The organism is Chryseobacterium sp. UYP7 (assembly GCF_056279225.1).
In genome coordinates, this window is record NZ_JBWBQW010000001.1 from 207,096 (window position 1) to 228,631 (window position 21,536).

Below are 21,536 nucleotides of genomic sequence, written 5' to 3' on the forward strand. Positions count from 1 at the left end.
TAACTTTTTTTATCTTGTACTTAAGTTATCTAATTCATATGCTGTAACACTAAGTTTAGGAAGTTTTTTCTCCTCGCTTGATGGTAAATAGGACTTAGGTTTAGATAGCCAAAACTTTTTATTAATCCCCGTTTTTAAAATTTTACCAATGCAAATTGTTCTTTTGCCTGGACCATCATCAGCTGCTTTATCAGATTGATTTCCTCCTAGATAATAGATTGTTGTACCATCTTCTGATTCCCCAATTACAAATGCCACATGACTATAATTAAAAACTACTATTGCACCAACAAAAACATCTTCAATACTCTCTATATAGTCTAAATCTGCACAACCATTTAGCTTTGAATTTAGATTTTGGCTTTGGGTTTTTGGCAACCAATTGTATGCTGTGACAGAGTTGTAACTATCAAATACATAACTATAATCTTGTGTTTGAGAGAAGCACCACTTTATAAATGCACCGCACCAATAACCTGTGTGATCGTACCATGTAGCTTTTGAAATTCTAAAATATTCAACTACTTTTTCTTTTAATGGAGATTCGGTTTGTCTAATACCACCATATTTTTTTAACTCTTCAAGAGCAAATTTTATCCATGGAGCTTTTCCTGAAAGATTAGGCAAAACAGTAACTTCTCCGTGACAAACATTTTTATTATATTTAAACCATGTTTTAAGTTTAGAAAGACCACTCTTTCTATGATCCCAACCATTAGGATTTACCTCCAATTTATGTATTAGTGAATAACCGTTTAATATTTTACAAATTAAAAAATAATAACGTTCCTCATCTTCTTCCATTAGTAAAGAAGCTTCATTTAAACTTTTTCCTAATGCTTTCTTAAAATAATCCCTCTTAAATTTCATTGCATCTTTTTCAGCTTGAGAATATGTTTTTTCAGGATTTTCATTCCATTTAGGAATTTTCTTATATTCATCCCAAAACCATCCGCCACTATCTACAGCCAAATGAAGTTTAGTAGCTATCAATTCGGGATTGTCTACAATGTTTTCTGGTACTGTTTCATCATAATTTTTATATGCTACAGGGTCGCTCCCGTTCCCAGTTAGTTGAATTATTCCTCTACCTTTATATTTATAACCACTAGATGCCTCTGAACTTGTTTCTTCACCTGCTGTTCGAAAAAAACTAGTTTCAGAATATACGTTTGCGAGAAAAGCAATCTTCTGAATACATTTATTAATATTATAATGCTTGAACATTTTATTTAATTCGTATGTCAAATCTTCAAAGCTTTCACGATCCATTTTTGTAGATTCCCATATTTCCTCTTTGCCTCGCATATGTTTTACCAAATCCCTGACTTCTGTCTCTAAAAAAGGACGGTCGCAATAACACGTTTTCTGCTTCCTAACCTCCGCCATTTCCACGACAACAGGAACAACATCATTGTCAATAACTTCAGGCGTTTCTAATTGAGAGACCTTTAAACATCCACTTTCATAGAAAATGAATTGTTTGCGAAGCTCCAGCATTTCATCTTGGGTGAAAGCTGTACCATCTTCTTTATATGCTTTTATACCTAATTTCTCCATATCTTCCGTCCGGACCAAAGATGCATTTAGGGTATTATTAATAGTCAGCTGAACTTTTTCAGAATTCCAAATATGTTTGGTATCATCTTGCGGATCTACCAATAATCTGGAAACTTGTGCAATGTAGTAATCGAAATTTTTTGGTGGATCTTTCCATTCTACTTTTGGGGTAAAAGAAACTTCTAATAAACCGTCTTTTCCTACTTTTTCTTCTTTAAAACTTTCTTTGCTTTCATGGGTGTAAACAATATGATTGGTTTCATTCAATCCTTCTTTCGGCACTTCTTTAAATACATCTATTTTCAAAGTTTCATCTGCCATATTTACAGTATGCACCCAAATTTTATGCGTTTTTCCGTAGAAAGTCTGAGCTCGTTGAATGGCTTTTCCATCTTCTGTAGAAAACATGATGGATACTATTTTTTGTTCAGAAGTTATCGATAATTCTTCATTAGCATCCAAAACCTCTAAATATGTTGTGGCATCATCTATTACTACAGGACGTGTTCCTGTAATCCCTACTTTACTTGGTAAAATAATATCTGCGGAAGAATTCGCCTGTAATTCAATAGTGAAAATGAGGCGGTATTTTGGATTCGGATTTTCAGGAGTTCGGGGAACGGCTGTTTTTAATTTGGTTTTGTATTCTTCTGTAGTTTCTATTAGAAAAGAAACTTTGCCTTCGTTATCTAAAGTTACCGATTTTTCTTCCAGCAAATATTTTTCTTTCTCTTTGTAAAAACCATCCCCGTCTCCTTTCACCCATATTTTCACTTTTAAAGCTTGGTTTTGTAATCCTTCAATTTCTAAAAAACCATAAGTTTCTTCTGCAAAACCGGATTCCGTTCGTTTCACACCAGTATTGTATGCCCAAAGTGCTCTTTTTACAACTGGATCTGAAACTTTTATTTTTGTGAGAATTTTTTTGTCATCGGTGTAATCTCCAGTTAAATAAGCAACCAAACTGTACTCTCCCAATTTCTCAAAAGTCAAAGTGCCGTCTTTATTTTCGATAACATTTGGGGGAAGATCTACTATTATAGCTTCATTGCCGATCAATTTGGAAATTCTTGCATCAGCTGCATACTTTATTTTTGTTCCTTTAGGAATAATAGCTGCAGGTAAAGTAAATTTATCCAGCGTATTTCTTATCACTTCAAAATGAAAACAATCCGCGCCAGAAAAAGAGGGTTGTTTTCCAGCTGCGATGGGATTTGCATAAGCTTCCAACACGAATTTTCCAAAATATTGTGCGTTGGTAAATTTAGCATCGTAAACCAATAAACTGCCGACTGACTTATTAATCGTTGAAGAAGTGAAAGATGCTGAAGTTTCAAAAGCTGAAATTCGGCCTACTCCTTCTTTTTTCAGATACCAATGAACTGTTTTGCCGGAATTGGGCAGATATTTTACATTAAATTCAGAAACTTCTACTTTCAAAGCGTCGTTATATCTTAAAAGTCCAGCATCTCCCTTCACACCCATTATTCCTAAAGTGTTTTCAATTTTTACATCTACAGATTCTGGTTTTGGATCATTTGGATCTGTGAAAGCTTCTATTGTATATTTTCCTGCGTTTTTAAAATTAACTATAATTTGATTTCCAATATTCTTAACATCTAAAATTTGAGAATTTGTAGAATTGCTATTGTTATATATTGTTCTGCTTCCTTGTTTTACTCTCCAATATAATTTAGTTTTAGAAAAAAAAGAATTCATCTCACTCAAATTGAGTGTTTTCATTTTATCTTGAGAACCTTCTAATTTGAGTTCTACAGAAAATGGGACTGGAATATTAATTAACGATGAAGATCCAGGTGATTTTATATTTTTTACAAAATCGCTAACTACTTCTATTATAATTGCGCATTTATTGTCCCCGGCTTTTTTTCCGTACGCTTCTATTCTATATTTTCCTTCCTTTTGATCTTCAAATATTTTCTCCAGATCCTGATTGAAAACACTGCCCAATCCAGTGAAAGTTTTCACCTTATCTTTTGTGCCTTCACCTTTAAAAATAGCCCAAATAATTTTTGAAGAATCTCCTTTGAATTTTGCGGTTAGTGTTAAGTTTTTTGATAGAAAACTAAATGGTGAGGATAATATCGAAAAATTATGATTTGGCAACTTTAAATAGAAATAAGTTCCAGCAATTTTATCTGCCATTAATGGTGCAGACATGGATATGGAAGCGACGGATGTTGTAGAAGTTTCTGTTGCAGAAAAAGTTTCCCATTGTGGTGATAAATTGGCTACAGAAAACTCATCAGCTTCCTTCACGTCTATTTGTGAGATATTATTCGATTGACCAGTTGTAGCAAAAGAAACTGTTCCCGGAACTCCATATCCTGGGCAGATGGCAGTTGAGACGTCCAATAGGATTCTCATGCTTTTATTAAATTCTACATTCTCATAATAATCTTTATATTTCAGGTTGCATTTTGCTTTGCAGGGATAAGGTTTTCCGTCTGGTCCTTTACATTGGTTAAATCCTGTACCACCACCAAAGCTATCGGCTGTATCATCCAAATAAGTAGCGATAGGTTTAGTTTGAGCAAAATATTTATTTTTGCCCAATTTTTTTTTCTGACTTTTCACCTGCATTGGCACTGCTGTAGCCTTAGAATTGTTAGCAACAGAATTGCTGCAAAAAGCAGTAGCTCCTTCAACTATTATAAATCCTTTTTTTGCCATAGTTTATACTTTACTGTTATTTGATAAGGCAATTTTCCTGATAAAGCATTTTGTCCCCCTCACAAATTGAAAATTCTGCACTTCTGGCAAAATAATATTTTTTAGTAGAATTATAGTTCATATTAATAGTTAAAAGAACTTTGTAATCCTTTGCAGTACGCTTATATTTCTTGATCAATTCTAAACTCAATATTTCAGGTAAATTGAATTCAGATTTAAAAACAGACTCGAATCCGTAATCTCTTCTTTCTGCCTGAATACTACCTTGACATTCCACTTCGCCCAAACTTTTAATAAACCATGTGATTTTTTCCTTATTGACCACTCCATTATCCATATAGGAAGGAGCAAAAAAAAATAAATTCCAAAATGGCTCTTTTAACTTATTCTTATAAAAAAATTCTTCACTTTCTAGTGCCGACAAATATTGATTTAGGAATGCATCGGCATTATTATAACTTTCTTTCAGACTTTCTGTTTTTAATTTCCAGTTTTCAACCGTTTTTTTGTGATCGTTGGCTTTTAGAAAAACACCTTTTTCATCTACAGTAATTTCGAGAGGATAAGTGCTGCGTTCCAGCTCGAATACAATCTTCAGAAAAGGTTTCTCCCTCAATGAAACGCTATCTTCCGTTTTTTCAATGATCCAATTTTTTTTTAAATCATCAATTTTATTTTCTTTAAGATGCAAATCAAATGTAGATTGAAAAAAGTTTGTATCGCAGAAATGAACATTTAATAAATTCTCAACTTTAAAAATATGATTTGAAGAAGAATATTTTTGAAAGGGTTTTACTGCGTTGATCATAATTTAACTCTATTATTTTTAAATTTAAAAATGTAATAAAAATTGGGAGGCAAGATTAATGCTTTAAGAATTTATTATAATTATATCTATCTTTAATAACTCATTTAACGTCGAATACTTTCGATTTATATGATTTAGAAAATAGATAATCAGGTCGTGTAAATCTGCAATGAAAGCATTTATTATTTTTAATTTTTTCATATATACCCTTACCCACAGCGAAATTATAAACATCATTTTTCACTTGTACCAATGTGATAAAATCATTCACTTTATTTTTACTTTGTTCATCAGCAGTTTTTTCTTTAAAATATTTTTCGTCGGCAACACACTCTAATCCAAAAGTTAAAGATTTATTTACGTCCGCGAAATTCTCTTGAGTTGCTATCTCCAAGGATATTTCATTCGTTTCTGCCAAGTAGGTAATACCATTTAATTTTATCTCATTTTCGCTCTTCTCATTGTGGCATGAAATAAAGCTAAGAATTAATAATAAAAATATTATTTTCATTTCAATTTACTATTTATAGATTCAGAAATCATATCAGATGCAGATTTACCGTTACTCATTTTATCTGTGAAAATTAAATCTGCATCTAGATGACTATGCTTTGTGGTATGTGAAATATTTGGTTTGGGACTTTTAGGCTTCCATTGTACGCCCATATCAGCTATAAAGTCAGAAAAGCCATAATTTTCAGCACTAACAAATATATTGATCCAAAATTTTGCTTTTGGTTCAGGAGTTTTAAAATATATTTCTGAGGAACCATTTATTATTAAATCTTTTCCTACCGGATCTAAAGTAATTAACATTTCAACATCATATCCTTTTTCGGATAATACTTTGGATAAGTGGGCTGCATTCCATCCTCCTAAACTATGTCCCACTATATATAAAAGGTCACCTTTTTGAATTTTAGATTCTACATATTTGGTGATATCAGTCTCTGGATAAACCTCATAATAGCCCAAATATATTGATTGGTAATTAGGTTTTGCTGCGAATAATTTATCGAATGGTTTTTGAGCGTAAACAATATTATGATTTGGGCCTTGTCCCGAATATTTTCTTTTATCTCCTGCTCCTCCAATAAAAAGAACTGCGATCTTAGGATCAACAAAAGTTTCAGCACTTGCACTTTTAATAGGAGTTTTGAAATACGCATATGCTGTAACTTTTGATACCTTTTTGGATTCAGAAACGAAATAAGATATTTTATCAACACCATTTGCTTGAGGTGCACTATCTATGGTACCGCTGTCAAACTGTATTCCCCATCTCAAACTTTTAAGTTCAGCTTTTGTTGGATTTCTATTATACTGTATAACTTTATAAAAATACTTTTTATTTTTTTCTATTTTTTTTAATTCTTTCTTGCAATCAAAATCTTCATAGCATTTTACAAGTACTACCCTTATGGGTAATGATTCTTTTTTAGGTTTATATTCATCAAGTCTTTTTCCCCCTTGTTTTCCGTAAAATGTATTCTCATTCGGAGATTTAAAATCTAGAGATCCATTAGAAGCATCCTTTAAAATGGTTTCTGCTTCCTTGTAAGATTTCCCAAAGACATTTCTTACAATATTTCCAGTTTCTCCACCCATCTTACTGCATTTTTACTTGTTTACCACTGTTAATATTTACTTCTTTTGCACTTTCTACATTTATAGCATTTTTAGTGCTGATATAAGAACCAGATTCCATATTTTCCATAATGTTTTTTGCTATGGAACTTCTCCCTTCAACCGCAGTTTCTATAATATTACTGGCTGTTAGATTATAATTATCATTAGCTGTTTCAGTTATATCTTCCCCAGCCAAAATGCTCACATTTTTCTGTGCAGAGGCGACGATATTATTTCCAGCATTAATGACTACGTTCTCTCCTGCTTGAAAACTAATATTCTTAGGCGCTGTCACCGTAATATTCCCCGCTCCATCCATAAAATAAGTATTCCCGCTTGGATCCAAAATCGTCACGCTTTTCTCATTATCGTTCATCAAAACTTTAATCCCACTCTTCGTTTGAATGGATCGCATGTGATTCTGTGCTCCACCGCCAAGTCCAACTCCCCCATGAAACATGCCGCCCATCACAAAAGGGCGGTCCGGATGATTATGTACAAAACCCACCATTACCTGATCACCAACTTCCGGGATCGCAACATAACCTCTGTTTTGAGAAACCTGATCTGTACCACCCGCATCTGGAGACATCATTCGGATGAAATTCGTCGTGTCATGCATTTGCCAATCGAAACGAACGGTCACGCGTCCTTGTCCTGAAGGGTCGGTATTTGAAATAACGGTGGCGATTTGTGGTTGAGCGATGGGTAAAACAAAATCCGGTTTCGGCATATAGCCAGTATCAGAAGCAATAGCTTCAAAAGTTCCGGTGTAATGTCCGAGCGTATCAATTTCATGAGTGACCTCAGTCATCATGACGCGAGTAAAGTAACTGGTTTGGTTGGAATCTACTTTGCGCATTTTCAAATCTGCCACACATCCCGGATATAAAAAGGGAACTGTTGTTCCTCCCGAAACGGTGAAAACTTCGACTGCTTTACTTCCCGATGCATTGGTCTGCGAATTCACCACATCTTTATCCGTCGTCGCACGGATTGGAGCAATCTGCAAAGCGGGGGGTTTTGAAGATGCCACTTTCTGAATTATTTTTTTAATTCCATTTCGCTTCAATTATTTCATATCTTCTTGTTTAGATGATAATAACTCCCATGATTTATTTTTTTTCAAATGAAAGATATTAGTTTCTATCTTACAACAATCAAATGGTCTTATAGTCGTTAAAGTTCTATTTGCCGTATCAATATTTTTTGGAAAAGAATCTTGATTTAAAGGGAAATCTTTAACCAGCTCGAATTTTCCTTTACAATTTTTAAAATAATATGAATATATTGGGCCTGCATTTCCACCGTAATCATACAGAATTGCGAAATCTTCAAGATTATCAAAATTGAAGTCGTCAATAATAAAGTCATGATAATTTTCAACTCCTTCTTGAATTTTTGTATTATTTTCGTAGTAGTTAATTCGACTAATCTTAAAAGAACCTTTAGTTGAAAACCAAGTTTCAGGAATAAAAATTATATTTTGTATGATTTTATTATTTCTCTTGATTTCAATTTTTAATTTCGATGGTCTATCTTCTTCATCTTTATTCAATAGCAAAATAGAAAATTTAAATTCATTAGCCTTTTTTGTAGAGTCTTTACTAATTATTGAAGGACGCTTAATTAACTGCGATGTTGAGGAATTTAGTTTTTTGCAACATAAAAAAGATAATAAAAGGATATACCCAATAATTATTTTCATTCTAATAGATTTTACTTAAAAGTGTTTCGTGTCTATATATTTACTTCAGACAGATAATTTCATTTCAATGTACAGCAGATATGTTTCGATAGCATATAGATGAAATTGGAACTATTATTACCTTTTTATTTTGTTTGGCATCTTTTAATTTGCCCCGGATATAATCTGTGCGCCCGCACATTTACTACATTTAAGAGTTCGGCAAATTTATAGTTTAAAAGCCTTTTTTTAAATAATTATCATTCACATCTATTTAAAATGACAGGGTTTTCTCCACTATTCATAGTAAATTCACAATCTGTCATTTCTCTTTCGTTTGTTTTACTATTATAAAAACCTAACCAACTAAACTCTATTTGGTTATTATTTAAAACTCTAATTTTTGCAATTTCTGTATCATTCAAAAAAGTGTTCCAAGGTAAAGAATTACCACCACTCCCCATATTTAATGGTTTTTTATCTAATCTATAATAATATTCACTGTTTGTACTTTTATCTAATTTAATCATATTTACAGCAATTTGATTTCCTTGAACTACTAAAAATATTTCTTTGTCATTTTCTATCTTCATATCTCGAGCATCATCGCATAGATATTTCCATGTACCAATTATTGAATACTTACTTGACGAGTAATTGGACCTTTCTGTATTATTAATATTAACAACTACATCTTTTCTATTAAAATTTAAATATTTATCATTTAGTATACTGTAAATTAATAACTTGTGATTCTCATCCTCTTTTAATAAAAAATCTATCTTTGTTCTTTCCTCATTTTTTTTTCCAAATAATAAAAAACTTGCTCTAAATTCATTTTTATTTTTTAATGGTGTAATTATCAATGTCTTTTTAATTATTTTCCAGTCATAGTCTTGTGCTTTAATAAAAGGATTATAATCTAAAACGAGATTATCTCCTTCCGACAAACTATCGATTCTTTTTAAAATGCGAGATGAAACATAGTTTTCAATACCTTTTCTGTCTAAATTTTCACCATAGTATTTTGCATAAAAATCTGTTAAAAACTCAATACCTCTTTCATCATTATTAGAAATAATTGAATTCTTTTGTTTCGATTTTTCTTCATTATTAGAATGATCGGCATTTTTTTGTTTACAATTAGCAAATAAAGTAAGTATTAGAATTAATCTAAAAAATGTAAGCTTCATAAAATTTTATTTTATTGCCATCTGAAAATATGATAATCTTTATCATTATAATCTTTATGAACTATTATTGAACTTTGTTTAAAATCTGAAATCCACTGGCTTCCTGTCCACATTGAAATGTGTCCCCACTTACGGTCACCAGTTTTATTAAATACTACAATGTCTCCCTTTTTAAAATCGGTAATTTTTCCTAAATCAGTAAAGCCTATTTTTGGGAAGGCATTTATGTATTGATACGCATCACCCCATGATCCAGAAATGCCTCCTGCATTTATTGCCCTTCTAACATAGAGTGCACAATCTCCATATGGTTTCTTAGTTTTAGCATTAGCAATTATATAACTAACAGCTTTATCAATATCATAACCTTTTTTAAGTGGTTTTGGCGTAGCATTATTTGGTGCACTACTACAGCATTCATATCCAAATTCTTTTAGAAAGCCACTTTTAATTTGTAGGTATTTAGTTGTTCCTTTAAGCTCTTCCTTTAAAAAATTTTCGTAATTTGCTCTTGCCTCTACCAATGTTTGACCATGTTGTCCTTCATATCTCCATTCTGTGCCTGTTTTATAATTAGGGTCATTATGTGGTAAGCTTGCCCATTCATAACTCGCAACATCTAAAGCTTTGTTAATATCATTATTAATTAATGCTTTCATAATTCCGGACCTGTAATGCTTAATATTTGCTATACACAATCTGTCCTGTGATAAAGGAGAGAAATCAACAATTTTATATTTTTTGATATAATCTTTCTCCTCTGTATATTTTCCCGTTTTCTTGTAAGTTTTTTCATCAATTTCATAACCATTCATTTCATCATACTTCCAACCTAAAAATTGGTATGCTCCTGCAGCTGTAGAATTTGCTGAAGATACGAGAATCCGGGGGTGTGTAGTATAATCTTTTTTATAATCTTTTATAAAAGATTTACCTCCAACATTTATTTCATAAGGTGAGTAGCCATTTTTGATAGCCATTTGCTCAGATTCTTTAACCATAATTAATCGTAAGAATGCTCTAACCCTTGCTTCGCATTCACAAACACCATTTTCATTTTCAATTTTCGGAGCATCTTCACTTCCCACCAAAACAGCACCCGTATAACCCACCTGTTTTTTAAGAATACTTTGCGGGATCAATACCGCATTGCACATGGTTTCTATATCACTTCCATCAAAAAGTAAATTATTTTCAGAATCAAAAATTTCCGGGTAGTAGGTTTTAGTTTTCTTATTTTGCTTGGCGTCTTTTAGTTTTCCCCAATCAACTGAAGTTACCAGAGTTCCGTCTTCTTTTACAGTTCCTGTATTTTTTAATTCAGTAGCTTCCTTGTCCTTTTCGTGCCAGGATAATTTCTCAAAAATTTTAACGGTTAACTTTGAGCCTTTTGGAAAAGTAGTATTGGCGTAAACAAAACTTTTCATGTCATAATCTACGGGATTATGCCGTTGTTTGCCGTTGGAATCACCAATTAGTGCTCTGTAAACGTTGTGTGAAGATGAGACATTTAAATATTGTTGCGCTCCTTTTTTTGCGGGAACCTCTTTTTGAATTTTATCGATATTCACAATCTGCGCCTTTACAAAAAGTGACGCATCTGGAGTAAGGCTTGACGTGGTATTGTCCTGCACTTTTTTGTCTAACTGCAACGCAAAATTGGAATATGCAGAGTCTCCAAACGCAAAACTTTTATCTGACGCAAAATCGTTCCCTGAAACCGTATCCTTATCTATAATCTTCGCTTTAATATTTTCCCCTTTTAGGTTTTCCCCACCAATGCTGAAAAGTACTTTCTGTCCCCAGGTTGCTTTGCTTATTTCATTACCCTGCAGATCATGCCAAAAACCATTCATGATTTTTGCCTCTAAAACATCAATTTCCTGCGTTGTTCCTTTTTGGTTATTTATTTTACAGGTTACGGAGAATTTTCCGGCTACTTTCGGGGTTACTGTCACTGATTTTCCGGTTCCCTTCATTAATGGTGCAATCCATTGGATTACTTCATTTGCTTGCAGATCTGCAAAAACCATTTTATCAACAGTTGCCGTAATTGATTTGCCAACTTTAGGATTTCCACTCAATTTAAAACTAACCACATCATTTTCCTTCACCTCAAAATGCCAGTCGTCATCTTCTTTTTTTGCACCTTTTCCAGTGGCGTTTGCTGTTTTGCTGTAAGCTTCCACCACGTGTTTTCCGGGTGTCGTCAATTTATTTCCAGGAATTGTAAGGCTGTTTCCCGTCCCAACTAAAGCACCGTCTAAATTCCATTTTATTTCGGAAGATTCTTCGGGCGTTAAACTGTATTCAGATTGCTGCGTATCAAAACTGTAACGCATTTTGCTTACCTGAAAACTCATCGCTGTTCCCGGTCTTACTACTTCCGAACCGTGACTTATTGCCAAAACTACATTCCCTTCACTTTCACCGGTTAATTTTTTTTCGATAACCTCACCCGTTTCTGTGGTAAATTGCGCAACAACTGTATAGGTAGCTTTTGAGTTTTTTGGGGTAAATGTGAGAGTAGATCCACTTGTGATAAAATCCGTAAGTGTATTTCCATCGCCATCCAAAAGGGACATTGTCAATCTTGCTTTTTCATCTGCGGTTAGTCTTGGGATAGAAAATTTCGCTTTTATTACAGACGGGACACCTTTCCGAAATTTTAAATTTTTTGAAGGGTCAATTCTTGAAGAGAATTCATTCGAACTCACTTGCAAATCTAAAAGTTTGTTTTCTACCACTTCCACATCTATGGAGCAGGAAGGATCACATTTATCATATTTACCTTTTTCATATTCTGGGGTTTTCGGTTTTCCATATCCTTCTACCCGAAAAATACCTAAATCGCCGAAACTCTGCGAAAATTCTGTTCCTATCTGCTCTCTAAGTAAAAGTCGATTTTCTTTGCTTCCCTGATGATCGCTGTAAATCATCCAGGATGTCAATTGATTGTTTCCGCTTTTTAGATTAGCTTTGAAAGTAGCTTCTTCGTTTTTTCGTAAATAAATTGACGGTTTATCTTTGGAATCCTTTTCTTTAAAACCTTCTCTATCTTCTATTTCTGTAATGGCTATAGAGGTTACAACGGGATATTCTTCTTTTTTCTTCGGCATTTCTACCGCAGGATTTACCGCCGCCAGTTCTAATGGATCCGTGTTGTCTGCATGCGCATTGCTCACACTGTCAGTTTGACCGTGTTTATAGATAGTGATTTTACCACCAATCATACATTGAAGTTCAGAAATTTCTGTGAGTGTTTTTTTACCTAAAACCTGCGTACTTTCATAAGTTTTAGTCCATTTTGGTGCGGTTGTAAGTGAACAGGGTAAATATCCGCCAGTGGTTGGTTGCAATTTGCATTGTCCAAAAGTTGCGGCAGGTGGAATAAAAGTCTTATCGTCTTCGGTTGCTAAATATTTCTTGGATTGATCATTTAACACAATAGATTTATGCGAAGTAACCTGCAAATCTGCCGTCTGCATAGGATTTACTGCTTTATCACAAACGCATTTTGCTCCATGAACAACGAAATATTTTCTGTCATGTTCGCCTTTTGAAAGTTCTTCTTGCTTTTTTTCTTCCTCTTCCTTCTTTTTTTCTTCTTCCTGCTTCTTTTCGGCTTCTTTTTCTTCTTCTACGGGATCCAAGGGTGGCTCTTCTCCATTCATTTCATAAATTTCATCTTGAGGAGGAACCATGATTGTAGATCCCGCGAAAGGCATTTCAGTCGTTTTTTGATCCGAAACGGAATCATGGTATTCCTTTAGTTGATGCCAATCTTTCAGTCCCAGTTTTTTGGCGATATCCATCATGTTTTCTCCGCTCTGAACTATATGTGGAATAGGTTCTGCCATAATTTTATTTATTTGAAAGGATAATTTTTTGCTCGTAGAAAAATTTATTTTCCACCTCAATTGTTACTTCTGTGGCTGCCGATTTTATCCTGCCAGTTTCTCCTGTATAAATGATTTCCTGTTTAAAATCTGCGAACAACCCTACATTGTCCTCTTCGAAATCTAAGGGATATTCATTTTTGTGAACATAGCGAATAATGTCGTTCATGATTTCTTGTGCATTTTCTATTTTTGGCTCGAAAATTATCTTGTTTTCATCTTTATTGTAAATCATCGCACCTTTCCATTTTGAAAATCCTACTGACAAAATATTCCATGTTAAAAAATAATCTTTTTTCTTCTCGAATTTCTGCATTCCAAAATTCGATATTTTCATAAAAGGAAGGTGTTTTATAAATTCCGATAGTTTTTCATCTGTTTCTGTAACGTTTTTAAACTGATTTTGAATATTTGACAAACCTTCTCCGCTGTATTTATTTTCTAACAGAACATCTTTTTTCTTTATCCGCTTGTGAATCTCTGTAAGATTTACAATCTTTAATCTAAAGTTTTCCACTACACAATGCAAAGGAAAAAGTGCTTCCATGTATTGGTTGGCGATGCTTAAAAACTTGATGTCAATTTTTTTTTCATTAACCTTGAAATTTGTTCTGTCAATACTTACTTCAAAATCTTCTTCTTGATCCTCATTTTCTATAAATAAATTGTAAGAAATACTTGTTTCATATTCTTGATCACCAATTTTCAGTATAGATTTCTCTTCCAAATGGTAGGTATTTGTTGGGAAATATTTTAATAAGTCTTTCATTTAATTTTTACTTAAATCGTATAGTAAATTCTTCATACTTAAAAATTAATAGACAAAAAACAAATTTTAAAATTTTAGTAAAATTATGCAGATATTGTAATATTCCCATCAATAACGCTTTTCAAAATAACCATACTAAGCAAAATATCATTTTGCAGACAATTGTTTCTTTTATTTTAAACCCTAAGTTTAATTTAAGAATATCGTCATCGCCTATTTCAGTGTACTTGTTATTCACTTTTACATCTATATCTCCGCCTTGATTTATAGGTCTGGTTTTAAAATCATTAATTTTATAATAAATTGTATCATTAATCTTTAATTCATATTTATTACCGGTTGATAGCTGATTTTGTTCTGATTTAAATTTTATTATTAAATATTTACTTTTGTTTAGTATATCGTATATAGTTCTCACTTGATCTGCTTTGTATCCTATAAATTTGTTTTTATTATAACTTAATAATGAAATACTTTTAGGCATTGGTTTATTATTCCAGTCCCAAACCCAGATCTCACTTTTGATGTCTTTTCTCGAATTATTATCACACGAAAAAATAAAAAATATTAATGTAAAAATAAAATACTTTTTAATGAACTTCAATATATCCATAATAGTTTGATTTAAATAATTTATAGATATTTTTTCTAGTAAACATCTCTTTTCCTGATTCTTAACAAATTTATTTACTTATCACCAATTTCTATTATTCTTGCAAGTCTGAAGGGTAATTTAATCGACTTTTCTTCTCTTATTTCATAATTTTTAAAATACATCAAAGAATCATTTACTTCTGATTTCATACTTTTAAAAATATATATATCATTTCCAAAAACATTAGGTTTTTTAAGGGTATCTTTTTTAATAAAAGTATTTTTAAAATCATAATAATATTTGTCATCTATTACTAATTTCATATCATAATTAATGTTTTTTTTATTCTCAAAATTTAGTTTTAAACTAAGAGCTTTATCCGTAGTATTCATGACAGTATATGTAGAAATAGCGAAGTCATCATTCTGACTCACAACAACACTAAATTGTGAATTTTTTTCGTAAAATATGAGATTTGCTTTTTTTGCTGTGTCGTTATATCCTATAATATCTATATAAGCAAAATTATTTTCATCTACATTTTTGACTCTATCTTTGCAGGATACGACAAAAATTAATAGTAAGAGGATTTTAAAAAGCTTCAATATATCCATAAAAAGTTGATTTAAAACTGTTGGTAGAGATTTTAAAATTAGGATTTAGTAAAGTATATTTTTTTTGAGGTAGTTTCCCTTTTTCATCATTATAAAAATTGTTAGGATCACAACCCCAGGTGTATATTTTAAAAGACACATCAACCGCTTCATCTAAATCTGTTGTAATACTATTTTTATTATCAAAGAAATTTAAACCTCCTTCATATACGACCCAATGTGAATTATTAAAAATATCCGAATAAGAATAACTTGTAATATTTTCTAACATATTAGAATCAATCATCAACATAATTTTATGTCCTTGCTGATATTTATTTTGTATATCCAAAAGATGTTGTAGATCTGAATTAGAAAATTTATCATATATTTTTCCGCCGATCGGTCTTTTCTTTTGCTGAATTAATACTTTACTTAATCCTATCATATTTGCACTGGAATAACCGGCAACTTTTAGTGTCATTTTTTTCATCATTTCTGGCCAATTAACAGCTTTTAACATGTCAATTTTTCCTTTTTCTATACCTTTATACACTAGTTTATCGTATAAATAAGCTTCTCTACTTCTTGTAGTTGCCAATACTATCCAGTCTACATAAGGCATGTTTACAGTTGCAAAATCTGAACTAGCAGGATTCATATCATACATAGTTAATGCTTCCTCATGTGGCTTTATAATAAAATTATTTAACAAACATTCTCCAGTCCTAAATAATTCTTTTGTTATTTTTAAATATAGACTAGGGTCTCTTTTTATTAAAGTGTAATATAAAGCTGCCATTCCGCATAGAGAGGATGAGTGCTGATCAATTTTCCATGGATCTTTTGCCCGATCATCAGCTTGTTGATGAACGATTCTCCTATCAAACCACCTAAACCTATTATGAAACCATGTTTTCAAATACCCTTCATTTGTATAATCATTAATATATGCCATCACATGAATTATTCTTCCGCACATATCTTTTTCATTCATTACTATACTGTAGGAATCTCCAGTTACGGTCGAATTAACGATTATCCATTTATCCCGTGACAAACTGTGATATTTAAATTTCCATTTTATTTTTTTTAAATCATTTGGTTTGCCATTAGTGTAAGCATTAACTTTAAAATTATAGGTTCTCCCATAGATCATACCCCACTGGTATTCTTTGATATTGCCAGTATTTTTAGATCCATTATGTAAACTAGTTAAAAGCTGTATACTTTTCACCTGTGTTGGTTCAATTCCTTTTCGTTCGATAGGATCTTTTACTTTAAACTCTACTCCCGCTGTTGCCATTTTTACACTGTTTTGTATTGATTCAAACTTTATTTACCTTGGAAAGCTTAAACGTAAGTATTCTCCCATTTTCCGAAATTCAATGCTGAATAAAAAAATTCCTGTTTTATCCTCGATTTTGTACTGAAAATTTTCCACTTTCTTTTGCAAACCTATCTGGTCAACTTTTTTCACAATCGTCTTCAAATCTGATATCGAAATATTACTTAAATTAATTATTAGCGACAAAGATTCTTCACTTTTGTTTTTTTCTTTAAAAATGATATCTTTTTCAATATCACTATTGGGAATATTTATATTTTTAATCTCGAAAGTATTTTCGTCTAATATATATTTTATCAAAACATCTTTTTGATCTGGTTGTCCACCAAAATCATCTAACGCTTTGTAAAAAATAACATTTGTTGCCATTGTTGGAAGGCTTTGATTTGCTAACAAATCCTGAGCTTCTTCTTTAGACAATTCAGATATGTGTATGTTTACTGAATCACTTGTTTGTTTTGATGAATTGATATTTTCCACAGCAAAATCATTTATTTTTTTTATTCCTGCAATATTATCTTCGAAATTGAATATGTAATTTCCGTAGACATCATTTATAGAAGTGAATCTTATTTCCATAGGTTCTAGTTTCTTAGTTTTGATGCAGCTAAAATTGATTAATAATATTATAAAAGCTAGCATTGTTTTTATTTTCATAAGGCTATATCTATTAATATAGTAAAAGGCTGATACTTAGATTTATCGGTAATATTTTTGAAGTGCTGTAGGCAAAACATGGCAACCAAACCAGGTATCCATTGTTTCATAACACCTTCTGCTCCACCATCTTCCCATCCAGCTCCAAATGTATCCAAAAATGTAACTTTCTCTATTTCCACCTCTATTTCTTTACTTATTTCGTATTGATATAATTTATAACTTGCGATACAACCTTGAATTCCTCCTACAAATGTTGCTACTTCGTTCAACCACGGATCCATTCCTTCTAGCGGAGAATAATAAGGCAAATTAGTAGAAAATTGATAAATTTTTGTTGCACTTTCGTTAATGTATTTTTTTTCTAAATATCTTTTTTTCAATTCAGATTTCAAACCTTCAATAAACGCATCTTTAAATCTTGAGGAATCTCTTACTTCATTTGATGGATTTGAGCCCTCAATGAATGTGAATGGACTTCCATTCCCCACAAAAAAGTGATTGGCTAGCTTTCGCCCATTTTCTCCAAAACCATCTTCAATATCCGAAAAACTAAATAAAGTACTTTTAAGTTCAGCTTTTAGATAAGTTTCTGTGTAAGATTTTGTAAGATTTATATTAAAAATATCATAACTGGACATCCCGTTTTGTCTCATTGTCTGTTCTGAAGGACTGTCTGCAGAAAACCAATCATATCCTCTGTTTCCAGTGCTGTTAATAATGACTGTATTTCCATTTTCATTAATCCAATAACCTTTTTTTACGACGCCTCTGTCAATAAGATTTTTTTTATCAGCAGATTCTCTGTCACCTTCCTTCCCATACCCTTGCAAAATAGCACGTTTCTGACTGGATAATTCTAAATTCTGCTTGGTAGCTTCAATAATCACTTCTTCAGATTGCTCATGAGAAACTTTGGCTATCGAATTGTAATTATTCGCTACCTGAATATTAATGTTTTTCGCTTTCTTAATGATTGCCATAATAAAAACGTTTAATGAGAATTTCCTTCTTCGCCACTCTGAGATTTTACCGTTTTTTCACTTTGTAAAATCATATTTTCTTTGGTACTTACAACAGTTACTTTCTCTGCATAGGAATCGCTTTTCTTCGCCTGGATATTTCTTTCGTTTTCAGAAATTTCGTTTCTCATATCAGAAGATTCGTGTATGTTTCCAGTCGCGCTTTGCATTAAATCTCTCCCAGCAGTATCAATCATATTTACGCCTGCGTTAGAAACAATATTTACATTGGCAGTAGAAAAAATATTGCTTCCTGCAATTGAGGAGATATCAACACCTGCATTCATCTTTATGTTCTCTCCCGCATTAAAAGTCATATTCTTAGGCGCAGTAACAGTAATATTCCCAGCACCATCCATAAAATAAGTATTCCCGCTTGGATCCAAAATCGTTACACTTTTCTCATTATCATTCATCAAAACCTTGATACCGCTTTTTGTTTGGATAGAGCGCATGTGATTATTGATTCCACCACCAAGTCCAACTCCCCCATGAAACATTCCGCCCATCACAAAAGGGCGGTCCGGATGATTGTGTACAAAACCAACCATGACCTGATCCCCAACTTCCGGAATAGCAACATAACCCCTGTTCTGAGAAACCTGATCTGTACCACCCGCATCGGGACTCATCATTCGGATGAAATTCGTCGTGTCATGCATTTGCCAATCAAAGCGAACAGTTACTCGTCCTTGCCCTGATGGATCAGTGTTTGAAATAACGGTGGCGATTTGAGGCTGCGCAATTGGTAAAACAAAATCCGGTTTCGGCATGTAGCCGGTATCTGAAGCAATCGCTTCAAAAGTTCCGGTGTAATGTCCGAGCGTATCAATATCGTGAGTCACTTCGGTCATCATGACTCTGGTGAAGTAACTGGTCTGGTTAGAATCTACTTTGCGCATTTTCAGATCTGCCACACATCCCGGATAAAGAAAAGGAACCGTGGTTCCGCCCGAGATCGTGAGCACTTCTACGGCTTTACTTCCCGATGCACTGGTCTGCGAATTCACCACATCCATATCTGTAGTTGCTTTGATCGGTGCGACTTGTAGAGAAGGGGTTTTAAAAATGCCGCTGTTATTTTGATAAGACGTTTTCGCCAGATCACTTTTATGTTTGATGGGTGTTTCTCCGGAGGTTAACTTTGCATTCGAACTGCTGTTGTATCCGTAAAAATTGGGTTTAATGTGAACGGCTTTTAATTCGACATTAATATCAGAAACATTGCTGCCGTAGGTGAGTTCGATGGCTTTATTTTGAGGAGGCATGGATCCAAAATGTAAAACTTCGCCATCGTAGAAGAACTGTTCGCCGTAAGCTTCTGCCATTCTTGCGAGGTAGTTGTAATGCGTTTCATCGTATTGCGCACTGTACAAGATTTGAGAGGTAGATTTAGCATCAACCCTAATATCGTAAGCGGTTCCGATTCCCTGTTTAATAACACTGTCTGCAATAATTCCCATATTCACGGGACCTTCACCGCCAAAACTCTGGGTATGTGGCGCTGCATCCAGTAAAATGGTGGGACTGAAGCCTTTTAAAATAATGTTTCCTAAAGAATGACTGTCCTGACTGAAACTTACGCCCGTGATCACCCCTACGAAAACCCGCTCCGGACTGTCTGCAATGTCTTTGTGCATAATTTTCACGGTGAGTCGGTTTCCTAAAAACTGATTCGCCTGTTCCAGCTGGTGATTTTGTCTTTCTCCTAAAGCATCGTGGGACAAAGTTAATTCAAAACTATGGTGCTTTTTAGCGCTTTGGGTGAGTTTAAAATGCTTGTAATGTTTAATGATCTTCCCATTGATGACGACAGAAAGTTTCACCAGACGGTTAATTCCGGCCTGATGGTTATTTTTTATTCCATCTGCATTATTTTCCGGCGTAAACTTTTGGGGTTTGAAAAATACTGCTTCTGAGTTTCCATTCTTTTCCATATCGTAAGGTTTCTGAGGGTTAATGATATTCCTGGTGATTGTTATGCTTTAGTTTATTTAAAAAAAGAAACCATTTAAAAGTTTTGAATAATTGAAAGCGTTTAAAAGTTTCAACTTCACAGTCTACTAAATAGGTAATCTTCAAAATAAAAGATGATCGACCAGATAACTACACAAATTTACTTTAAAAAGAGTACCGAAGTTGTAGTAAAACTACTACAATATTTGAAGTTTTCGCAAATAATAATGCTCTAAAAACGAAAATTCTGGAGGCTTATAAGAAACTGACTACAGAGAATATTCCTAATAGCAAGGATTACAACGGAAAACATCAATAAAATCCCCCTCTAACCGACTTGTAGTAGAACTACTACAATTTTTCAACTTTTTGAAAAAGATAGTTTTTAAAAGAAAAACGGTTTTATCTTTGAATTACAGAAACGAAAGAAAATTGAAGTAAAAACACTTTCACTTCAAATCAATTTCAAAATCATCAAACAAAATATTAACAAATAAATTTCAGAAATCATGGCAGCAAACAATTCAAGAGCAGTCTTAAAATTCAACAACGGCGAAGAATCCAAAGTATTAAAACTGAACTACAGCGTAGCGAGATCTACCGATGTTTCAGGACGGGTAGCTTCTGATCCGAGCAACGCAATCATTAAAGTAACCATCGAAGCGACTGACAAGTCCGACATCATCGAATCTTTATTGAACGGTAAATACAAACCAACCGTTGGCGAAGTAACTTTCAATAAATCGCACGAAGAAGGAACGTTGATCAAACTAAACTGGGAAAACGGTTACGTAATTCAACATGAAGTAGATTTCGATGCGATCGACAGCAACAGTATGCTTATCTCATTCGTTATCAGCGCTGAGAAAATCAATTACGGTGGCGGTGCTTACGAAGGTGTTTGGCCGGGAATGTAATTAAGACCGAATCAATTATTTTAAAAAACCCTGAATATCAATCGATATTCAGGGCTTTTAATTTGATGAACTTTATATCTCCAAGTATCTTAATATTATTAATTTCAAGACAATTACGACATCTAAATAAAAAATTAGATCACATTCAGATCAAGTTCCGACCTTGAATATTTTTTACAAAAAAAACTTCCCCAATAATTGAAGAAGTT

15 protein-coding genes and 1 pseudogene are annotated in these 21,536 nt (G+C 32.9%); 1 reads left to right on the forward strand and 15 read right to left on the reverse strand.

What is annotated here, in order from left to right; all coding sequences use genetic code 11:
- Positions 1 to 9: 9 nt before the first annotated feature.
- From ACZ9HT_RS00980 to ACZ9HT_RS01050, 15 genes and pseudogenes are all read right to left on the reverse strand, one after another.
- Entirely contained in the window at positions 10 to 4,254 is a 4,245-nt protein-coding gene (locus ACZ9HT_RS00980) for a hypothetical protein (protein ID WP_476038563.1), read from the reverse strand.
- Between the two features lie 16 nt (positions 4,255 to 4,270).
- The gene (locus ACZ9HT_RS00985; protein WP_476038564.1) at positions 4,271 to 5,062 is read right to left on the reverse strand and encodes a hypothetical protein; all 792 of its coding nucleotides are present in this window, start codon (positions 5,060 to 5,062) and stop codon (positions 4,271 to 4,273) included.
- 100 nt (positions 5,063 to 5,162) lie between these two features.
- The gene (locus ACZ9HT_RS00990) at positions 5,163 to 5,573 is read right to left on the reverse strand and encodes a hypothetical protein (protein WP_476038565.1); all 411 of its coding nucleotides are present in this window, start codon (positions 5,571 to 5,573) and stop codon (positions 5,163 to 5,165) included.
- Positions 5,570 to 6,670 carry a hypothetical protein gene (locus ACZ9HT_RS00995; RefSeq protein ID WP_476038566.1) on the reverse strand — a complete coding sequence of 367 codons (1,101 nt, stop codon included), beginning with the start codon at positions 6,668 to 6,670 and terminating at the stop codon, positions 5,570 to 5,572. The genes ACZ9HT_RS00990 and ACZ9HT_RS00995 overlap by 4 nt, the downstream gene beginning before the upstream one ends.
- Positions 6,671 to 6,940: 270 nt before the next feature.
- A pseudogene (locus tag ACZ9HT_RS01000) lies at positions 6,941 to 7,715 on the reverse strand (phage baseplate assembly protein V); the annotation flags it as partial.
- Between the two features lie 48 nt (positions 7,716 to 7,763).
- Positions 7,764 to 8,399: an XAC2610-related protein gene (locus tag ACZ9HT_RS01005; RefSeq protein WP_476038567.1), complete on the reverse strand. Its 636-nt coding sequence runs from the start codon at positions 8,397 to 8,399 to the stop codon at positions 7,764 to 7,766.
- Positions 8,400 to 8,638: 239 nt separating this feature from the next.
- A complete protein-coding gene (locus ACZ9HT_RS01010; RefSeq protein WP_476038568.1) occupies positions 8,639 to 9,571 on the reverse strand; it encodes a DUF3828 domain-containing protein in 933 nt (310 codons plus the stop codon).
- Positions 9,572 to 9,582: 11 nt separating this feature from the next.
- A complete protein-coding gene (locus ACZ9HT_RS01015) occupies positions 9,583 to 13,431 on the reverse strand; it encodes a PAAR-like protein (protein ID WP_476038569.1) in 3,849 nt (1,282 codons plus the stop codon).
- A gap of 4 nt (positions 13,432 to 13,435) precedes the next feature.
- Entirely contained in the window at positions 13,436 to 14,239 is an 804-nt protein-coding gene (locus ACZ9HT_RS01020) for a hypothetical protein (RefSeq protein WP_476038570.1), read from the reverse strand.
- A 121-nt stretch (positions 14,240 to 14,360) separates the two neighbouring features.
- Positions 14,361 to 14,723, reverse strand: coding sequence for a hypothetical protein (locus ACZ9HT_RS01025; RefSeq protein WP_476038571.1), 363 nt, complete (start codon positions 14,721 to 14,723; stop codon positions 14,361 to 14,363).
- A gap of 203 nt (positions 14,724 to 14,926) precedes the next feature.
- Positions 14,927 to 15,448, reverse strand: coding sequence for a hypothetical protein (locus ACZ9HT_RS01030; protein ID WP_476038572.1), 522 nt, complete (start codon positions 15,446 to 15,448; stop codon positions 14,927 to 14,929).
- Positions 15,426 to 16,733 carry a hypothetical protein gene (locus ACZ9HT_RS01035; protein ID WP_476038573.1) on the reverse strand — a complete coding sequence of 436 codons (1,308 nt, stop codon included), beginning with the start codon at positions 16,731 to 16,733 and terminating at the stop codon, positions 15,426 to 15,428. Before ACZ9HT_RS01035 ends, ACZ9HT_RS01030 begins: the two co-directional genes overlap by 23 nt.
- A 33-nt stretch (positions 16,734 to 16,766) precedes the next feature.
- Positions 16,767 to 17,432 carry a hypothetical protein gene (locus ACZ9HT_RS01040; RefSeq protein WP_476038574.1) on the reverse strand — a complete coding sequence of 222 codons (666 nt, stop codon included), beginning with the start codon at positions 17,430 to 17,432 and terminating at the stop codon, positions 16,767 to 16,769.
- Positions 17,429 to 18,415, reverse strand: a complete 987-nt coding sequence (locus tag ACZ9HT_RS01045) for a hypothetical protein (protein WP_476038575.1) — start codon at positions 18,413 to 18,415, stop codon at positions 17,429 to 17,431. The genes ACZ9HT_RS01040 and ACZ9HT_RS01045 overlap by 4 nt, the downstream gene beginning before the upstream one ends.
- Positions 18,416 to 18,426: 11 nt before the next feature.
- The gene (locus tag ACZ9HT_RS01050; protein WP_476038576.1) at positions 18,427 to 20,391 is read right to left on the reverse strand and encodes a type VI secretion system Vgr family protein; all 1,965 of its coding nucleotides are present in this window, start codon (positions 20,389 to 20,391) and stop codon (positions 18,427 to 18,429) included.
- A gap of 528 nt (positions 20,392 to 20,919) precedes the next feature.
- On the opposite strand from ACZ9HT_RS01050, the gene tssD reads away from it, so the two are divergent.
- Positions 20,920 to 21,327 (forward strand): type VI secretion system tube protein TssD, encoded by a 408-nt coding sequence (gene tssD / locus ACZ9HT_RS01055; protein ID WP_125025949.1) that lies wholly within the window; start codon positions 20,920 to 20,922, stop codon positions 21,325 to 21,327.
- Positions 21,328 to 21,536 lie beyond the last annotated feature (209 nt).